Consider the following 16,990-nt stretch of genomic DNA (forward strand, 5'->3'; position numbering starts at 1 on the left):
ACATCATGTATGGGTGGCCAGCAGAGCTTCATGGCGGCACAAGATCAGCTCAGAAGACCCTCATTTCACGGTCGCCATACCCACTCTGGCACCCCCTGGTCCTGCCGCAGCCGAGTCCTCTGCAACGCCATCGCCACCTGCACCTCCCGACTGCTTACTGCGTCAGCGCCCGAAACCCCAGGAAGGCTGGCCCGCGCCTCGGATACAAACCTCACCGGCAGCATCTGATCCTCGGGCCGTAGGTAAGCCACTGACCACCAGTCAGCGATAGCTGGGCCAGCCTGCTGGAGGGCCTCCGCGGAGGGCAGACGCTCGCGCTTGCTGTGCTGGTTCACGCGCCGGTGGGACGGCATCAGGTTCCAGAGGTCCCCACACGGCCACGCCGACCAGGGGAGACAATGATCGACATCCAGAGTGTCCGACGTTAGGCGCTTGCCGCTCCACACACAGTAGATTGCGGTCCCGCCCTTCATCAGCGCCAGTGCACGGGCGCGAGGCAGCGCAACATCGCGCACAGGATCGGACCAGGTCATCGCCGCAGCCATGGCACCCGGGTCGGCCGTCCTGCCCTGGGTGGCGGCATAGCCCTGCATGAGGCGCATCCACTCAGAGATGAGTGCGGGCTCTACCCAGACAGCGAAGCGTTGCATCGCCGTCCAGAGGTGACGCGGCACCCGCATGGTGCCGAAGGCGGACAGGTAGGCGCCATCCACCACCACGCCGCCTGAAGGACGCGTCGCCCGGGCACGGGTGGTCTCAAGGATTCGCCCGCCGCCCGGGAAGGTGAGGTAGTTAGCAGGCATGCGAATGATGTGATCCGCCGCCTCGCGGAGCGCCTCTTGAAGAGCACGGGCGGCCGCCTCGCCGAGTACGGCGCCCACCCTTAGGTCGAGGGGCGACAGGGCACCAGCCTCGAGAGCCTGCCAGCCTGGACCAGCGAAGCCGAGGCTCTCGGCACCGCGCCGGTTACCGGGAGCCTGCGGCAGGCCGACCTTGGTCAGAGGCAAGTAGAGCCTGAGCCAGTTCAGGGCGACCAGGCCCAGAGGCAGCCGGACGCGGTCGTCGCCGTCCTCCTGAGCCAGCCCCGCTGAGCCATCCGCCGCCCGGCACAGGGCCCGGAGCAGGCCCAGCTTGTAGGTTGCGCTCTTTGCGTCCATCAGGATGAGGTGCCGGAGCAGTGGCAGTGCGCCCGTCCCGTCGTCCGGCAGGCGGAGGACTACGGCGGTCCAGGAGATCTCGGGGCGCCCCTGCAGGTCCGGAGACGGCACCGCTCGGACCACCTGCATGCCGTGGCTCCGGGCCAGGGCCTCGACCTCGGCGAGGCTGACTGGATGACCGCCCCGCCCATCGTCGGGACCGTGGCGGAGGGTCAGGACGAGCAGGCCGCCCGACCGCAGCAGCCCAACAAGCTTCCGAAAGGCCCGAGGACGATCTGCCGGTGGGACGTGCTGCCAGACTGCGCTCAAGGACACGACGTCGGCCGTGATAGCCGATCGGGAGATCGTCGTCAGGGCAGGTAAGCTGTCGGAAAGCCAGCGAACCCTGGGTGTCTGATGCAGGCGTTCGGCTTCGGCGCGCATGCCAGAGGAAGGCTCGACGGCGATAACCTCGTAGCCCGCGGCGGCGAAGGCGCCTGCATCGCGTCCAGTGCCTGCTCCGACGTCGATGACGACGGCGGGCGGGCTCGGCAGGAGGTCGGCGAGCCAGTCACGGGTAGCCGTCGGCGGAACGGCCTCGTAGGCGGCCACCAGCCGGGAGGCATTCGAATCGTACCAAGAGACAACGGACGGCTGCACCTCGCGAGCATAGCAAAGGTGGGTCCCGTGAAAGAGCTCAAGTGGTAACCTTCCATGAGGCGAGGAAGGCGATTGGCGGCCAGCAGACCGTGCTGGCGAAGTCGCCGAAGAGGGTGACCTGGGTAATGGCCGAACGCGCGTCTTCGTCGCAGAGCCGACCGAGCGCGGAGAAGGCCGGATCGTAGAGGCCTGTCCCCATGCAGGAGCCGATGATGTCCTCGGCTCGTACAGAGCCGCCGCGACCACAGCATCGCCGTCCGCCAGCCGTGGGGCGGGCGTGGCGCCACCCAGCCACCCGCTGGTGGACACGAACCAGAAGGCGACCTGCCACGGGCTCTTGCGCTCCGGCAGTTCCGCCAGGACCCGCGCGACCATCGGGTGGGCCTTCCCGTTCTGGACTTGGAAGGCCGGGTAGAGGCCCTCCCGCGGGCCGCGCACCGCGAAGATCGGTGACCCGGTCGAGGTCCAGGTCTTCGGCGGCGAGGCGCCGGGCCTCGGCCACGATGACGGGGTCAGGTGACGCTCGCGCTCGGCCTTCGCTAGGGAGGCGACGATGTCGGCCAAGGTGGCGAAGTAGACGCTGTAGCCTGCCTTGACCGCCTGGACGCCGGAGGCGACGGCGCGGTGCGACTTGCCGGTGCCGGGCGGGCCGAGGAAATGCACGGTTTCACGGCGACGGGCGAAATCGAGTTGGTCGGTCGGGCTGAGAAGCCTCGGCAGGGTGCCGCCGCCGTTCACTTCCAGGCATCTCGCCTTCGGGTGAATATCAAAGAAGAACTTTGCAGAACCGTTCTGACTGTCGGAGCGTCGCGCGCTCTGGCCCGGCGATTGCGGCGTCTCACGCTGGCCGCCAGATGCCATTGCATGCAGCACCGGAATTGCCTTCTCGAACGAGTCGGCCAGGAGCGCACCATCCCGCTCGCCGCACATCCTCTCAGATTGGGCGCCCGACAATTTTTAGACGCAGCAAGCTACGGTTCCGCGTTGTCGCGGTGCAACACGGCGGCCGACGGCCATGACACGGCCGCCATCCGGATGGGGAAGACGCGAATGGCGGGACAAGCTGCAACGGCCGCCGGGTCGGCCGACAATCTGACCGCCGGGAAGGCTGTCGGCGCCGCGGTGATCGGCAACGTGCTGGAATGGTACGATTTCTCGGTCTACGCCTACCTGGCGACCATCCTGGCGCGGCAGTTCTTCCCCAGTGAGAATCCGACGACCGCCCTGCTCACCGCCTTCGCCGCATTCGGCATCGGCTTCGTTGTGCGCCCGCTCGGCGGCATCCTGATCGGCCGCATGGGCGACACCCACGGCCGCAAGGCCGCCCTGCTCCTGACCATCTTCATGATGGCCTTTGGCACGGTCGCCATCGGCCTGCTGCCCGCCTACGAGAGCATCGGCGTGCTCGCCCCGGTCCTGCTGGTGGCATGCCGACTGGCCCAGGGCTTCGCCGCCGGTGGCGAATGGGGCGGCTCCACGGCCTTCATCGTGGAATGGGCACCGCGGAACCGCCGCGGCTTCTACGGAAGCTTCCAGCAGGCCAGCGTCGCTGGCGGCCTCCTGCTCGGCTCCGCCGCCGCCGCCGCCTTCAGCAGCCTGCTCCCGACGGAAGCCATGGAATCCTGGGGCTGGCGCCTCCCGTTTCTCCTTGGCGGCCTGCTGATCCCCCTCGGCATCTACATGCGCCGCAACATCGACGAGACGCCAGCCTACCGGGAAGCGAAGGCCGAGGTGGCAAGAAAGGGCGAGGCGGAGGCTGGCAACTGGACCCTGGCCGGGCGGGCCTTCGGATTCACCATCCTCTGGACCGTCTCTTACTACGTCATGCTCAACTACATGCCGACCTTCACCCAGGCGTATGCGGGGCTGACCCGGTCGGAGGCGCTCTGGTCCAACAGCATCGGCCTGCTGGTGCTGGTCGTCGCCGTACCGCTGATGGGCATGCTCTCCGACCGCGTCGGGCGCAAGCCGCTGCTGCTGGCCTGCTGCCTGGCGTTCGTCGTCCTGACCTACCCGCTGTTCCTGCTCGTGCTCTCGGGCGGCGGCCTGAGGACGGTCATCCTGGTCCAGATCGTCTTCGCCTTGATGATCGCGGCCTTCTCTGGTCCCGGCCCCGCCGCCATCTCCGAAATCTTCCCGACGGCGTCCCGCTCCACGTACATGTCGACCGGCTACAGCATTGCAGTCGCCGTCTTCGGCGGCTTCGCGCCCTATATCGCCACTTGGCTGATCGCCAGGACCGGCTCGCCCCTGTCGCCGACCTTCTACCTGATTGCTGCCGCCATCGTGTCCACCCTGGTCATCCTGCGGCTGCGCGAGACCGCGCATTCCGATCTGGCCTGAACCGAGCGACGAATTCAGCCATGTCCCAGGGCAGTTACGAGCGGCAATGGGCCTCCTATCGCGCGGAGGGGCAGCAGGCCATACTGGGCCGCATCCCGCTGGGGAGCCTGGCGCATGCGGCAATTCCGCAAGATGAAGGCCGCCGTGAACGGCATCGGCTGACATAGAGGACGCGCGGCTCGGCGAGGAGGCAGTGCGCGTCGAGGTGGCGCTGCGTAATGGCCGCGCGCTGCGCGTGCCGATGAATGCCGATCCGAGGTCATCGGCGTCCTCACGCACGATGACCGTGATCGGCGGGACCACGTTGCCCCTCGGGTGGCGCGGTACCGCCTAGCCGTTGACGCGGACGACGCCGCCGAACCGCTCGAAGGCTACCTCGAACCTTCCGCCCGCCTCCTGGCAAGCTCCAGCAGCCAGCTGCCGTCGGCGTCCGGCACGACAGGGGCTTCCTTCCGGCGCCCCAAGGGAGCGGGGGCGTGGCCGGGCCACGCGGAAACCTTCTCGGCCATGCGGCTTCCTTCCTGGCTGCGGGTACCGCGCGGCAGGCCGGTCCGGCAGCCACGGCGCCCCGCCGCGACCGTGCCGCCGCTCTGCCCGGCGGGCAAATCAGGGAGAAGGCGCCGCCAACCAGCGTCCTGCCCAGGCGGCGAGGCCAGCCTGCCGTCGCGTCGATGTCCTTGCGGCTCCCGGCAAGCCGATGGCGAAGGCCGGGTTTTCCTCCGTTGGACTCGCCGTGACTCATTTGCAGCGTCGCGTTGCCGCTGCCCATGCACGCGGGCATCATGCGTCGCAATGCTGGGTAACAGGCATCAGGAGGAGATCACCATGAGGATCGCGCGCCGCCGCGTGCTGAACGCCAGCCTCGCGGCACCGGCCTTGCTGCTGACACACGGTGCGAGAGCGCAGGATGCCGCCTGGCCGTCACGGCCGATCCGCTTCGTGGTGCCCTTCTCGCCCGCTGGGACCACCGACATCACCGCTCGACTCGCGGCAGAAATGGTCGGTCGGCGGCTGGGCCAGCAGGTGGTGGTGGAGAATCGGCCCGGTGCCAGCGGCAACATCGCGGCGGAGATGGTCGCGCGTTCTGCGCCAGATGGCTACACCATGCTGGTCAACGCCATTTCCACCGCCGCCATCAATTACACGCTGTTCGGTGAGCGCATGCCGGTGAAGCCGGAGGAATTGGCTGCCGTGGCGCTGCTGATCCGCGTGCCGAACGTGGTGTTCGTCCCAGCCTCCTCGCCCATTCGGGACCTGGCCGGGCTGATTGCCGCCGCCAAGGAGCGGCCGGGTGCGCTGAACTACGGCAGTGCTGGCAGTGGCGGCTCCGGCCACCTGGCCTTCGAGCTGTTCAAGCTGCGCGCTGGGGTCAAAATCGAGCATGTCGGCTACCGCGGCGCCGGGCCGATGCTGGTGGAGGCGGTAGCCGGAAGGCTCGACGCCGCCTGCGACAATATGCCGTCCTGCATCGGCCATATCCGCGATGGCAGACTGCGGGCACTCGCCGTTACCTCCGCCGAGCGGGCACATGCACTGCCGGATGTGCCGACCTTCGCCGAGGCCGGTGTGCAAGACGCAGAGGCGACCGGCTGGTTTGGAATCCAGGCACCATCGCGCACGCCGCGCGCTATCATCGAGCGCATGGGTCGCGAGCTGGATGTGGTGACACGCGATGCCGCCTATCGCGCGCGCATCAATGAGCTGGGTGGCAACCCGCCCAACCTGAAGGCGGACGGCGGCACGACCCCGGAGGCTTACGAGGCATTCATCGCAGCGGAGATCCGCCGCTGGGGTGAGGTAATACGGGCCACCGGCATCACCGCCGACTGACGATGCCGGACGCAGTGGGCGGGTGCGTGGAGCATTGACCTGCGCCCCTAGACTGGACCCGGGTTCGATGAGAGAGTTGAGACGGCTTCCGAAGCTGGAGGGAGCGGTGCCAGACGGGCCCGGGCCCCGGCTACTCCAGTGTCCGTCGTCGAGGGTTTAGCGATGGCCTCGCAGGGCATTGGAGGTCCTGCAGTTGAGGAGCCTTTGGAGCGTGTCGGCGACCAGCTGACGAGCCTACGACCCAAGGGTACCGACGACCCCCGCGGGGTGCCGCAACACCGCCTGGCCGGTGACGCGGACGATGCCGCCAACCCGCTCGCGGGAGATCTCGAAACTGCCGTCCGGCCCCCTGGCCGCTCCAGCAGCCAGCCGCCGTCGGCGCCGGGCATGACCGGCGGCTGTCCCTCCGGCCGGGCCAGCGGGGCGGGGACGTGCCCCGGCCTCGTGGAATCCTTGTCAGGCATGCGGCCTCTTGTCTGGCGGCGCCCGGCGCCGGTGGCGCGGCCGGTCCAGCCGTGGGCGCCCGGCCGCGACCGTGGCGCCGTGCCGATCGGCGGGCAAATCATGGGCGCGGCGCCGCGGCCGAGGCGGTGGGCGGCGCCCGGCGCCTCCGGCAGCCAGCGGCGGCGCCGACCGGGAGCGGCGCCTTTCCTTGGCGCGCTGCCCTGGGGTGCCGTCAGGATTCGCCTTGTACCAAGCCCTCGCGCAGCGCCTCGGCCATGTGGACGAGCACGATGTCCCGCGGCCGCCCCAGGCGGCAGCAGAGCTCGTCGAGCAGTTCGCGCGTCCGCCCGGAGACCTCGACCTGCACCGAGTCCTTTCTGGCTGCGTTTGCCTGCCCGGCCGGAGGCAGCTCCGAGGTGGCCGGTCCGGCAGCCGTCGCCGGGGCCGCGTCCGCGACGGGGACCGGGGCGTTGCTCGCCTCCCGAGGGGCGGTTTGTCGGTCGTGGCCTTCCAGCGACCGCAGGGCCTTCTCCAGGACGGATTGCACGGTGCGGTCGAGGCCCGTGCCCTCCCGCACGGAGGCCGCCCTGTAGTTCGAGTGTGCTTCCGCGGGCATGGTGATCCAGGTGGCGGCCTTCCGCTCGCGGTACGCCCGCTGGCGCTCCGCTCCCGACTTCGGGCGATCACGGGGGACACCGGGAGCTCCCGGCTTGGCGCCCTCCTGCTCCTTCAAGGACAACTGCCGCCTCAACTCGCCCGCGCGCCGCATGGCAGCGTCGCGTTCGAGCAGCAAGGAATACCGGCCCTGCCAGCCTAGGAGCCAGTACACGGCCAGCTTGCGCAGGCGCCCGCGGTAGCGCGCGACCGGGACACTTTCCAGCCCGGCCTGGGCCGCCGCGGCGCCGTCATCGTAGGCATCGCGCTGCGAAGCGGACCACTGGCTCCGATTGAAGCCTTCGCTCTTGAATGCCCGTTCCCACAGCGTCTCCTGGAGCCGCAGGGTGTAGCCGCGCTCGGCCGCCTCGCGGACCGCCCAGCCCGCCCGCGGAGGCAATGGTAGCGAGAGGAAGGCGCCCCGGGGCAGTCGTCGCCCACCTTCGCGGTGCGGCTGGCGCGCCAAGGGACAGGGGAAACCTGAACCCTACCGGTCTGCCATAGCCCCGGTGACCTGACGGCATTCGGGCTGCTGGCCAGCCCCAGCGAGCCCGCGCGGCGCTCCGCGGGCGGGCAACACCCATTGCGGGTTGTATTTCGCCGCGTTATGATGTCTGGAGAGAGAATTTTATTCTTTCGTGCAACTTGGAGTTCCAGCACGGATGACCTCAAAAGTCCCTGCTGCCAGTGACGAACCGCGACTGCACCATCGCCTTACGTCGCGGGCGCCAAGAGGGTGGCGGCGTCATTCCGCATGGGCTTTCAAAGTCAGCCAGACACGCTAGTAGCGCGTGTCTGGTGTGCGCACTGGGCGATTAGACACGCCACTCCTCAACCGACGACACGGCGGCATGGCGGGTGACACCAGGAAGGCGCCCGGCCTGCGGACCCACCTCCTGGCCCTCGTTCTCGTCGTGCTGATCCCCGCGCTCGGTCTTGGTACGGCCACTGCGTGGCACATGGCCCGGAATTACCGCGCTGCCTCCGAGGAGCGCCTGACCGACACCGCGCGCGCGCTTGCCCTCGCCCTCGACCGCGAGGTTGAGGCCCATGCCGCTGCCCTCGTCGCCCTCGCCGCCTCGCCCCTCCTCGACAGGGACGATCTCGCCGGGTTCTACGCCCACGCCCGGGGCGCGGCGGAGGCGATCGGAACGCCCATCGTCCTCGTCGGCGCCGACCTCCGCCAGCGGCTCCACACCGCGCGCCCCCTCGGCTCCCCCCTCCCGGCCACGGGCGTGCCCGCAGCGGTCCGCGCCGCGCTGGACACCGGCCAACCGGCCGTCAGCGACCTCCTCGTCGGTGCGGTCCTCGGGGTGCCCGTAGCCGCCGTGGTGGTCCCGGTCGTGCGGGAAGGCCGCGCGGAGGCGGCGCTTGTCGCGCTTGTGGCGCCCGCCCGCCTCTCCCGCCTGCTCGCCTCGCAGGGGCTCTCGGACGGCGCCTTCGCCACCCTCGTCGACAGTCGCGGCGTGGTCGTGGCGCGTTCGGCCGACCCCGAGGCATTGGTCGGCCGCTCAGTGCCCGGCTGGTTTTCCAAGGCGGCGGCTAGGAGGGACGCGGGTGTCCTCAGAGGCCGCGCCCTGCCCGGGCATGACGTGATCCTGGCCTTCCGCCGTCTCGCCAACGCATCCACTTGGACCGTGGTGGTGGCCGAGCCGCTGGCCGCCTATGAGGCAAGCTGGCGGGACCCCCTCCTCGCCCTCGGCGCCGGGGGGACGGCGACGTTCCTCGCCGCGCTCGCCGCCGCGGCGTGGCTTGGGCGACGCATCCTGCGGCCCGTGCGTGCACTGGCGGCGCAGGCCGAGGCGGTGGCCGCCAGCGGCGGGGAGGTTCCGGTCGCGGAAGGCGTGCCGGTCGACGTGGCGGAGTTCGAGGGCCTGCGGTTATCCATGCGCCGCGCCGAGGAGGCGCTGCGGGAGCGAGAGACGCGACTCCGGGCGGTCGTGGACACCGCGGTGGACGCCATCATCGTCATCGACGGGCGCGGCCGCGTCCAGTCCTTCAACAGGTCGGCCGAGACGATCTTCGGCTACGCCGCCGACGAGGTGGTCGGCCGGAACGTCTCCACCTTGATGCCCGAGCCGGACGCCTCGCGTCACGACGGCTACCTCGCCCACTACAGTGAAACAGGAGAGCGCCGGATCATTGGCATCGGCCGCGAGGTCGAGGGGAGGCGCAAGGACGGTTCGACCGTGCCGCTCGACCTCTCCATCGCCGAGTGGCGCGACGCCGGAGGCGCGCGGTTCTTCACCGGCATCATGCGCGACATCACGCTCCGCAAGGAGGTCGAGGCCCGCCAGAAAATCCTCATGCGCGAGGTCGATCACCGGGCCAAGAACGCGCTCGCGGTGGTGCAATCGGTGGTCCGGCTGACGCCCGTGGACGACCCGAGGGCCTACGCCCGGGCCATCGAGGCGCGCGTCTCGGCCCTCGCGCGGGCGCACACGCTGCTGGCCGAGCAGGGCTGGGCGGGCACCGATCTGAGCGCGCTCGTGGCAGTGGAACTGGCCCCCTACGGGGCCACGTCAGTCTCCTTCGTCGGTCCCGCGGTCCCAATCGCCCACACGGCCGCCCAGCCGATCGGGATGGTCTTGCACGAGATGGCGACCAACGCCGCGAAGCACGGCGCGCTCTCCCGGCCCGGAGGATTGGTGACGCTTCGGTGGTGGCTGGAAGGTGGCGGGCTGAGGCTGCGGTGGGAGGAGAGCGGGGGACCATCCATCGCCGAGCCGCCCACACGGCGGGGATTCGGCTCGCGGCTCATCGAGGCCACGGTGAGGACGCAACTCGGTGGCACGGTCGAGCGGCGCTGGGAACCCGGCGGTCTGGTCTGCGAGATTGCCGTGCCACTTGCGCGCGCGGTCGCGGCCGAGAGACTGCCGGACGACGTGGCGCCGCTCAGCAAGCACAAGTGGGCGGCAACAGCCGCGCCTCGCGGTCAGGGAACGGCGCTGCCAGGGCGTCCGGCGGGTCTACAGTGATCAGCATCTTCGCGGTCTGAGTAGGCGTGCTCGGTCCGGTCCCAATGTTGATCCGGCGGCGCTACCCACAGACGCTCTTTGGGGCGATCTCCTTGATCCCATCCCGGCGGAGGAGAACGCCGCGGAACGCTCGTTCGGCGTCAAGGTGTTCTCGATCGCCGCGGTGCTATTCCTGCCGCCCGGCCTGGTGGGCACCATCTACAGCAAGAACTTCGAGCGCATGCCCGAACTGCACCGGACCATCGGCTACCCCTTCGCACTCGGGCTCATGGTGCCGTCCCCATCGGCTCCAAGATCGGCCTTTGGTGGCCACCGCCGCCGCCCACCCCGCCCCTCAGTCAGGCGGGGCTGCCCTGTCCTTTGTTGTCCTTCTCCCGCTCCACGTCCTGCTGGTCGCCCCGGTGCGACCTGTCCGACCGGCCGCCGCTCTGCGGCGTGTGCTGGCCTCTGGCGTGCCCGGCCTCGTTCGGTCGCGCGTCCTCCATTCTGCCCCTCTGCTGGGGGTCATCCTGGCCGGTGGAGCCCTTCTGCTGGGCCATCGAGCGTTCCTCCGAGTGTTGCGCCCTCTTGGCGGTAGCGGCGCCATGCGACTGGGGCACTCCCAGCGCGGGCCGCTCACCCTGGACGAGGTGATCAACGCCCCACACCCGGGTCCGTTGTCCGCAAGGGTCGTTCACCTCCGTCGCCCGGGCGCACCCCGGCCGGGCGCTTGGCGCCGTGGGGGAGTGGGCCGCCGCGCCCCGTGTTCCTTCCAGAACGCCGCGATGCCTTCGACGCAGCCGAGGATGAGGTCCGCCCCGGCGGCGTGCAGCTTCTCCTCATCGACCTCGGGCAGCGCCACATCGTCGAATGGCAAGTCGTCCGGGCCATCGGCGCCCAGCAGCAGCAAGGGGAGCATTAGGGTGCGCGCCTCGGGGTGCCGGACCAGCGGCTCCCACGCCCGCGGGCGCATCGCCACCGCGTCGAGGAAACCGGCCGCCCAGTCGGCCACGATGACCCGGCCGTCCGATCCCTCCCAGAACACCGGGTCGAGGTCGTCGGGCGCGGCGTCGAGGGCGCGGGCGATCTCGTTGTACCGGCCCATGATGGTCCCGAGGATCGAGCGCGCTTCGTTGATGCTCCCGAAGGTGGGCTCCCCGCCGCCCCAAACGACCGGCAGCCACTCGCTCGGGAGGATCAATTCCGGGCCGACCACGATGCCGGTGAGGAAGCCGTCGAGGTCAGACAGGCCCATGCTTTCCTTGGGCGCGCGGTCCGACAGCAGGAAGGCGTCCAGTGCGTCGAGATCGACGGGACCGGCCTGGGGGATCGGGTCGGGCATGGGGGTGCTGGTCCGTGGCTTCCGGCGTGGATGACAGCGTGCGTTGGACGCGTACGGGGTGGAGCATGGTCGGCCGAGGCGGGGCGTCCGTCCACCCGGCCGGGAACGCAGCCATCGGCGCGACCGCCTTCTGGCCCACTCAGCCGCGGTCGGCCAGCAGGTCCCGGTACTCGGGGTGCCGATCCACGTAGGCGGCGACGAACTCGCAGCGGGGCACGACCTTCGATCCCTCCGCGCGGAGGCGGTCCAGCACGCCGCGGACCAGCTTCGAGCCGATACCCTGTCCGGACAGCACCTCCGGCACCTCGGTGTGGGTCAGCGCGATGCGGTCTCCCTCACGCCTGTACTCAACCAAGGCGACCACACCGCCGCTGGCCATCTCGAACCGGCTCATGGCCGGGTTGTCCGTCACCTCCGACATCACCGCCTCCTCCGACCAATCGTGCGGCGGGCGACCCGGCCGCACGCCAGACCGGGCCACAACGCCCCGGCCGCGCGACCGATGCGCGTCCCGGCACGGTGCCGCCCATGCACCACGCTCCCTGCCGTGCGTTGAGGCGCCTGGTTAATCGGCAGGGGGCGAGAGATGGCCGAGCGTGTCGCGGGCTGGCTGGTGCACTCGGAGGACCGGAAAGGGCTCATGGCCATGTTCCCTCCCGCCTACCCGGAGGTGGTGGCCCATCACGTCACGCTAAAGTCCGGGATCCTGCAGGACTTCCCGCTGCCGACCGAGACAGAGGGCTTCGTCGTGGGCATGGCAGATGACGGCGCGGGCGTGCAGGCGCTCGTTGTCGAGATCGGCGGCAGCACGCGGCGGCTGGACGGCTCCACCTACCACATCACTTGGTCGCTCGGGCCGGGCCGAAGGCCGGTGGAGAGCAACGACGTGATCCGGGAGCGCGGCTGGACGGCGGCAGGCGAACGGCACCGGGTGCGGCTGGAACCGAAGATGGTCGGCTAGACGGCGGTTGGTTGTGCGGTGCACCTGGGTACCTGCTGTCGCGGTCGATATCGCCCGACGGGGGCACCCGACCGGTAAGAGCGAGCGAATCCGCTCGACCGGAGCGCTATCCGACCGCGCTCCTCCCCTGGCACGGGGGGATGCCGTAGGCCGCCCGAAAGGACCGGAGCACACTTTGCTGCGCGACAACCAGGTCGAGGACAACCAGGCGGGCAACCGCAATGAGGGCAGGCAGGAAATGGACCGTGCCGGGCGCGCGTCCGAGGCAGGCCGCAGCGGCGCGGAGGAGTCCTACCGCATCGGGACCGAGAACAGCGCCCAGGTGACCGGCGAAACGCGGACGAGAGTCAGCGGCGGCAACAATGGTGGCGGAGGCTCGGTCCGGCACTCAGACCGCCGAGCGGTCACGCGAACAGGGCTGCCGGGAGGACGATCCCCGCACTCAGCTCCGTTGCCGGGCCGTCTCTGCCGCGGCGGCGCCCTCGGCGATCCGGTCGAGCTTCGTGGCCATGATGAAGTAGTTCTCATGCAGGCCCTTGATCTTCTTCGTCCGCAGCGAGACCACCGCGTAGCCCCAGCCGAAGGTGATGTCGGGGTGGTGGCCCTCGGCCTCGGCCAGTTCGGCGGCGCGCGCCACGAAGGCGAACGCCTCGCCGAAGTCCTTGAACCGGAAGCGCCGCTCGATCCGGGTCGCGTCGTCCATCAGCGACCAGTCCGGCGCCTGCGCATGGTAGCCTTCTGCCTCCTCTGGCGTGAGTGGCGGGACTCCGCCGCGGCATGGGGTGCAATTCTTCTCCGCCAGTGCGCTCGCCATGGTGTCCCTCTCGACAAATGACCGTCCTTGGACGAAGCCCTTCGGGCACCCGGTGGGCATCAACGCCATCCCGGGAGGCAGGATAGGCTGGGACCGCGCTCGGTGCAGCAGCCCCCGTCGCGCGGGATGCTGTCCGACGAGAGCAATTGAACAGAGGCTCGCCCGTGCGGGATCGTGCGTGCCCACCGCCGCTACCACAGCCAGCCACGGTCGCCTCACGGCCGACGCTCGACGGTAGGACGCGTCATCCACCAATCGGAGCCCGGCGCGGCCGCCTGCCGCTCCCGCCCCCACTTCTTGGGCGTAGGCGAGCGCGCCAGCGGGCGTCCACCACCGTGCCCCACTCCGGCGCCCTGTAATTCCGCGCTGGGTCTGCGAGATATGCGCGGCTACTTGCGTTCGAGGACAAAGGAGACCTTCGCGTTGACGCGGAAGTTCTTCACCTTGTCATTCTCGACGGTGGCCTGGAATTCCTTGATGTAGACGGAGGCGACCCCGTGCAGGGTCCGCGTCGCCTCGGCGACGACCTGCCGCGTCGCGTCCTCCCAGCTTTCCTCGCTCTCGCCGAGCAATTCAATGACCTTCACGACTGCCATTGCACGCCTCCCAATGTGCCCGCGGCTGCGGGCAATCCGAGAACGGCCGCCGTCGGGCTTCGGTTCGGGCGGGAGCGGGATGGCGCGCGTCAGCAGGAGCCCGTACCCGCCCCCGTTGTCGCTTACCCCGTATAATGATCATCTCTCCCCGGGGTGCCGCCCTTTGGCCCGGACACCATGCGGCGCCTGCGGACCGCGTTCAGCAGAGCGGCACAGGCGGCGATTAGTACCATTGCTGCGCCGACCAGGGCGACCGAGAAGCCCAGCATTACGGCGAGGTTTGGGAGCAGGTAGGGTGTAGTCGGGCAGGACCGGTGCGGGAACTCCCCCACCCACGGCGAGAACCCGCACCTCCCCGAGGGCAATCAGCGCGAGGCCGAGCGCCAACAGAGTAAGCGCGTGCCAGAACCATGTCGCATACCAGGGCCGCCGCGGTTCAATCTGCTCCTCGGTCATACTTCCTCCGCCGGGCCGAGGTTGAAGTGAACGCAGACGAAGCCGCCGAACTCTCGGGCGTTGCACCGCAACGTTGCAGACGATGGCTCTCATTCCGAAGGGAGCCGGACCGAGCCGGGACCGCTCCCGGTGCGAACGCGGCTGTCTCCGGTGTCCCGTCCGGCACGTCACCGCGGCAGAGGACAAAGGGCGCTCGGGGCGCGCGACGGCTCCGGGCCTCGTCAGGCCCGGTCGCGCACGGCCGTTGCACCCTCGTGCTTGGCGCAGTGTGCGCAACAGAAGATGCTGCTGCCCTCCTCGACTCCGTGCCCCACAATCCGCACGCCGCAATGGGCACAGGTCGGCGCCAAGGCTTGAATGGCGCACTCGAAGCTGTCGAATGTCATGGTCCGGCCAGCTTTGATGACTTGGAACGCCTTGTCGTAGTCGTTCCCGCACTGGTCGCAGGTGGGCATGGTGGCCTCCTCCCTGGAACGCGGCGGCTGCGTGGATGCCGCGGCAGTGGAAGAACGTCGGGCGGGAGCGGGCGTTCGCGGAAGTCATGCTCAATGGCATAGAGCGGGCCGATGCGGCGCGCCGCTTCGGTCGCCAGTGGTGTGTGGCCGATGGCGTGCAATTCTTAAGAAATGGCGCCGGACACGATCGCAGAGCGGGCGCTACCCAAGCACCAGCGCGGTGTTCCAGCGCGGGCTGGAGCTGCTGCGGCGCGACCACGAGGCGCGACGGGGAGCTGCAGGCCCTGCGTTCGCTGTTCGAACAGCGCAGCGCCAGGGAGTTCATCAGTCTCCAGGAAGGCGAGGCGGAGAGTGTGGAGCACACCTCCTCCATCTACTCCGGCATCGTCCGGATGCTCGACCCGGCGCTCGGGTCCGAGGCGCACGCGCTGGAGGGCATGTTCCTCATCGCGCCGGACGGCCGCGAGGGTGAGGTGCGCGAGCAGCTGGTACGGCCCGCCTTCAGCCGGGTGCCCGACCTCAAGGTGCGCTACCTGCCCTACGGCGAGCTCAAGGCGAACCGGGAGATGATCGCCAAGTTCGGGCATGGCATGAAGCCGATCCGTGCCATCTCGCGCGAGCTCGTCTAGGCGGGCGCGCCCTCTGCGGCCCTGGGTGCCTGCGTTGCGGCGACCGGCGCCCTCGGCAGGCGCACCGTGGCGACCAGTCCGCCCCCGGGCCGATTGGCGAGCGACACCGTGCCGCCGTGGGCATCGATCACCTGGCGGGCGATGGCGAGACCAAGCCCGGTGCCGCCGGTGCCCCGGTTGCGTGGCGCATCGAGCCGGTGGAAAGGCTCGAACACAGCTTCCAGGTCCCGCTCCGGGATGCCGGGGCCGTCGTCCTCGACCCGCATAGTGACGGATTCTGGCCTCTCCTCGAGGGTCGCGCGCGCCCCGTCCCCGTGATTGACCGCGTTGTCGACAAGGTTCGCCAGGGCGCGTTTGATGGCGACCGGCCGCAGCCGCATTGGGAGCCGGTCCGGCCCGGCATAGGTGGCCGTGGCGCCCCGGTCGGAGGCGTCGTCCACGAGCGTGGCCAGGATGGTCGCGAGGTCGGCTTGGCGCGGCTCCTCGCTCTCGGTCTCGCCCCGCAGGTAGGCGAGGGTCGCCTCGATCATGCCCTCCATCTCGTCGAGGTCGCCGTCGATCGCCCGTTGCGCCTCCTGGTCGTCGAGGCATCCAGCGCGCAGGCGCAGGCGTTGGATGGGACTACGCAGGTCGTGGCTGACCGCCGCCAGAGCCTGCGTGCGGTCTGCGACGAGCCGGTGGATCCTTGCTTGCATAGCGTTGAAGGTCCGCGCCGCCTCCCGCACCTCCAGCGGGCCGCTCTCCGGCAGCGGCACCGGCGAGGCGCCCTTGCCGAAGGCCTCGGCGGCCCTGGCGAGGCGGCGCAAGGGGTTGGTGATCCGGCGTACCACGACGATTGAGGCGAGCACGATGCCGCGCGCCATCGCGCTGTGCGAGGCGAGCGATGCATCGGTCGGCACAGGCGCGAGGTTCGGCGCGGATGCCGCAAAGGACACCCAGCTGCCGTCGGCGAGCCGCATCGCGCCTCGGATGCGCCCCGGCCCACCGTCCCGCGGCGCGGCGAGCCCGAGCTGGAGATGGACGTTCGCCAAGTCCGGCGCGTGCTGCACCAGCCGCGCCTTGAGCGGTGCCAGAGCCGCCTCGTCGGTGGGTTCCGCCACGGGGGACCGATCCCACGCGGCTTCGAAGGTCGGCGTGGAGAGGACGCGCGCGGCGGCCTCGCGCACCTCTTCCGGCAGGCTGCCGACCACCCTGGCGGCCATGGCCGCGTGGTCGGCAACGTGGTTCTCCCGCGCCTCGGCGAGGGCGTCGCGGACGCCACGTTCCAGCAACCAGACGCTGCCGAGATGGAAAGCCAGCAGTCCGGCGAGCAAGGTAAGGACCGTCCGCCCCGCCAGCGTGGAGGGCGACAGCCAGCCGATGCCGCGTCTCAAGCGACACGCTCCACTGCCGGGATGAACACGTAGCCCGCTCCGCGCACCGTCTTGATCATAGCCGTCCCGCCCTCCTCGCCCTCGAGCTTGCGACGCAGCCTGCTGACCAGCACGTCCACGCTGCGGTCGTTCGGGTCCGCGAGGCGGCCGCGCGACAGCTCGAGGATCTGGTTCCGCGCCAGCACCCGGTGCGGGTGCTCGAGGAACGCCAGCAGCAGGTCGTACTCGGCGCCGGAGAGGTCAACGACCGCGCCCCCGGGCGCCAGCAACTCGCGACGCGCCAGGTCCACTGTCCAGCCGTCGAAGCGCAGCTGGTGGACGGTGGCCCCGGCCGCAGCCT

15 protein-coding genes are annotated in these 16,990 nt (G+C 70.0%); 6 read left to right on the top strand and 9 right to left on the bottom strand.

Translation table 11 applies throughout. The features are described 5' to 3' along the window. Window positions 1-65 precede the first annotated feature (65 nt). Window positions 66-2,726, bottom strand: coding sequence for an ATP-binding protein (locus NJ376_RS06385; protein WP_305879963.1), 2,661 nt, complete (start codon window positions 2,724-2,726; stop codon window positions 66-68). A gap of 120 nt (window positions 2,727-2,846) precedes the next feature. On the opposite strand from NJ376_RS06385, the gene NJ376_RS06395 reads away from it, so the two are divergent. Beyond that, on the top strand, window positions 2,847-4,139 hold the full coding sequence (locus tag NJ376_RS06395; protein WP_252952407.1) for an MFS transporter: 1,293 nt from the start codon (window positions 2,847-2,849) through the stop codon (window positions 4,137-4,139). Between the two features lie 825 nt (window positions 4,140-4,964). Beyond that, window positions 4,965-5,969 (top strand): Bug family tripartite tricarboxylate transporter substrate binding protein, encoded by a 1,005-nt coding sequence (locus tag NJ376_RS06400; protein ID WP_252952408.1) that lies wholly within the window; start codon window positions 4,965-4,967, stop codon window positions 5,967-5,969. 676 nt (window positions 5,970-6,645) lie between these two features. On the opposite strand, the gene NJ376_RS06405 is transcribed toward NJ376_RS06400, so the two are convergent. Then, a complete protein-coding gene (locus NJ376_RS06405; protein WP_252952409.1) occupies window positions 6,646-7,533 on the bottom strand; it encodes a hypothetical protein in 888 nt (295 codons plus the stop codon). Window positions 7,534-7,918: 385 nt separating this feature from the next. Between NJ376_RS06405 and NJ376_RS06410 the strand changes: the two genes are divergently transcribed. Both NJ376_RS06410 and NJ376_RS06415 read left to right on the top strand, forming a co-directional pair. After that, window positions 7,919-10,045, top strand: coding sequence for a PAS domain S-box protein (locus NJ376_RS06410; RefSeq protein ID WP_252952410.1), 2,127 nt, complete (start codon window positions 7,919-7,921; stop codon window positions 10,043-10,045). A 145-nt stretch (window positions 10,046-10,190) separates the two neighbouring features. Further along, window positions 10,191-10,622, top strand: coding sequence for a CorA family divalent cation transporter (locus tag NJ376_RS06415; RefSeq protein WP_370288001.1), 432 nt, complete (start codon window positions 10,191-10,193; stop codon window positions 10,620-10,622). Between the two features lie 96 nt (window positions 10,623-10,718). Here NJ376_RS06415 and NJ376_RS06420 read toward each other — a convergent pair whose 3' ends face one another. Beyond that, on the bottom strand, window positions 10,719-11,366 hold the full coding sequence (locus tag NJ376_RS06420) for a UPF0149 family protein (RefSeq protein WP_252952411.1): 648 nt from the start codon (window positions 11,364-11,366) through the stop codon (window positions 10,719-10,721). A 139-nt stretch (window positions 11,367-11,505) separates the two neighbouring features. After that, a complete protein-coding gene (locus tag NJ376_RS06425; RefSeq protein ID WP_252952412.1) occupies window positions 11,506-11,787 on the bottom strand; it encodes a GNAT family N-acetyltransferase in 282 nt (93 codons plus the stop codon). Window positions 11,788-11,952: 165 nt separating this feature from the next. Here NJ376_RS06425 and NJ376_RS06430 point away from each other — a divergent pair, with 165 nt between their 5' ends. After that, window positions 11,953-12,327, top strand: coding sequence for a hypothetical protein (locus NJ376_RS06430; protein WP_252952414.1), 375 nt, complete (start codon window positions 11,953-11,955; stop codon window positions 12,325-12,327). A gap of 442 nt (window positions 12,328-12,769) precedes the next feature. Here the strand turns inward: NJ376_RS06430 and NJ376_RS06435 are convergent, their stop codons facing one another. The 3 genes from NJ376_RS06435 to NJ376_RS06445 all read right to left on the bottom strand — a co-directional run bounded on the left by NJ376_RS06435 (window position 12,770) and on the right by NJ376_RS06445 (window position 14,648). Further along, a complete protein-coding gene (locus NJ376_RS06435; RefSeq protein WP_370288002.1) occupies window positions 12,770-13,210 on the bottom strand; it encodes a 4a-hydroxytetrahydrobiopterin dehydratase in 441 nt (146 codons plus the stop codon). Between the two features lie 320 nt (window positions 13,211-13,530). Then, window positions 13,531-13,737, bottom strand: a complete 207-nt coding sequence (locus NJ376_RS06440; RefSeq protein ID WP_252952418.1) for a dodecin family protein — start codon at window positions 13,735-13,737, stop codon at window positions 13,531-13,533. Window positions 13,738-14,414: 677 nt separating this feature from the next. Then, complete coding sequence (locus NJ376_RS06445) at window positions 14,415-14,648, bottom strand: hypothetical protein (protein ID WP_252952420.1); 234 nt, start codon at window positions 14,646-14,648, stop codon at window positions 14,415-14,417. Between the two features lie 35 nt (window positions 14,649-14,683). Here NJ376_RS06445 and NJ376_RS29475 point away from each other — a divergent pair, with 35 nt between their 5' ends. After that, window positions 14,684-15,277: a hypothetical protein gene (locus tag NJ376_RS29475; RefSeq protein WP_252952422.1), complete on the top strand. Its 594-nt coding sequence runs from the start codon at window positions 14,684-14,686 to the stop codon at window positions 15,275-15,277. On the opposite strand, the gene NJ376_RS06455 is transcribed toward NJ376_RS29475, so the two are convergent. Both NJ376_RS06455 and NJ376_RS06460 read right to left on the bottom strand, forming a co-directional pair. Further along, window positions 15,274-16,650, bottom strand: a complete 1,377-nt coding sequence (locus NJ376_RS06455; RefSeq protein WP_252952424.1) for an ATP-binding protein — start codon at window positions 16,648-16,650, stop codon at window positions 15,274-15,276. The genes NJ376_RS29475 and NJ376_RS06455 overlap by 4 nt on opposite strands. Then, the coding region (locus NJ376_RS06460) for a winged helix-turn-helix domain-containing protein (protein ID WP_252952426.1) at window positions 16,647-16,990 on the bottom strand (344 nt) is incomplete at its 5' end. The genes NJ376_RS06455 and NJ376_RS06460, both read right to left, overlap by 4 nt.

Source organism: Siccirubricoccus soli (assembly GCF_024178315.1).
Taxonomy (GTDB): domain Bacteria; phylum Pseudomonadota; class Alphaproteobacteria; order Acetobacterales; family Acetobacteraceae; genus Siccirubricoccus; species Siccirubricoccus soli.

Coding starts and splice junctions, on each gene's coding strand:
- NJ376_RS06440 (WP_252952418.1), bottom strand. CDS start 13,737: ATGGCAGTCGTGAAGGTCATTGAATTGCTCGGCGAGAGCGAGGAAAGC.
- NJ376_RS06385 (WP_305879963.1), bottom strand. CDS start 2,726: ATGTGCGGCGAGCGGGATGGTGCGCTCCTGGCCGACTCGTTCGAGAAG.
- NJ376_RS06395 (WP_252952407.1), top strand. CDS start 2,847: ATGGCGGGACAAGCTGCAACGGCCGCCGGGTCGGCCGACAATCTGACC.
- NJ376_RS06430 (WP_252952414.1), top strand. CDS start 11,953: ATGGCCGAGCGTGTCGCGGGCTGGCTGGTGCACTCGGAGGACCGGAAA.
- NJ376_RS06410 (WP_252952410.1), top strand. CDS start 7,919: ATGGCGGGTGACACCAGGAAGGCGCCCGGCCTGCGGACCCACCTCCTG.
- NJ376_RS06425 (WP_252952412.1), bottom strand. CDS start 11,787: ATGTCGGAGGTGACGGACAACCCGGCCATGAGCCGGTTCGAGATGGCC.
- NJ376_RS06420 (WP_252952411.1), bottom strand. CDS start 11,366: ATGCCCGACCCGATCCCCCAGGCCGGTCCCGTCGATCTCGACGCACTG.
- NJ376_RS06445 (WP_252952420.1), bottom strand. CDS start 14,648: ATGCCCACCTGCGACCAGTGCGGGAACGACTACGACAAGGCGTTCCAA.
- NJ376_RS29475 (WP_252952422.1), top strand. CDS start 14,684: ATGCCGCGGCAGTGGAAGAACGTCGGGCGGGAGCGGGCGTTCGCGGAA.
- NJ376_RS06400 (WP_252952408.1), top strand. CDS start 4,965: ATGAGGATCGCGCGCCGCCGCGTGCTGAACGCCAGCCTCGCGGCACCG.
- NJ376_RS06435 (WP_370288002.1), bottom strand. CDS start 13,210: ATGGCGTTGATGCCCACCGGGTGCCCGAAGGGCTTCGTCCAAGGACGG.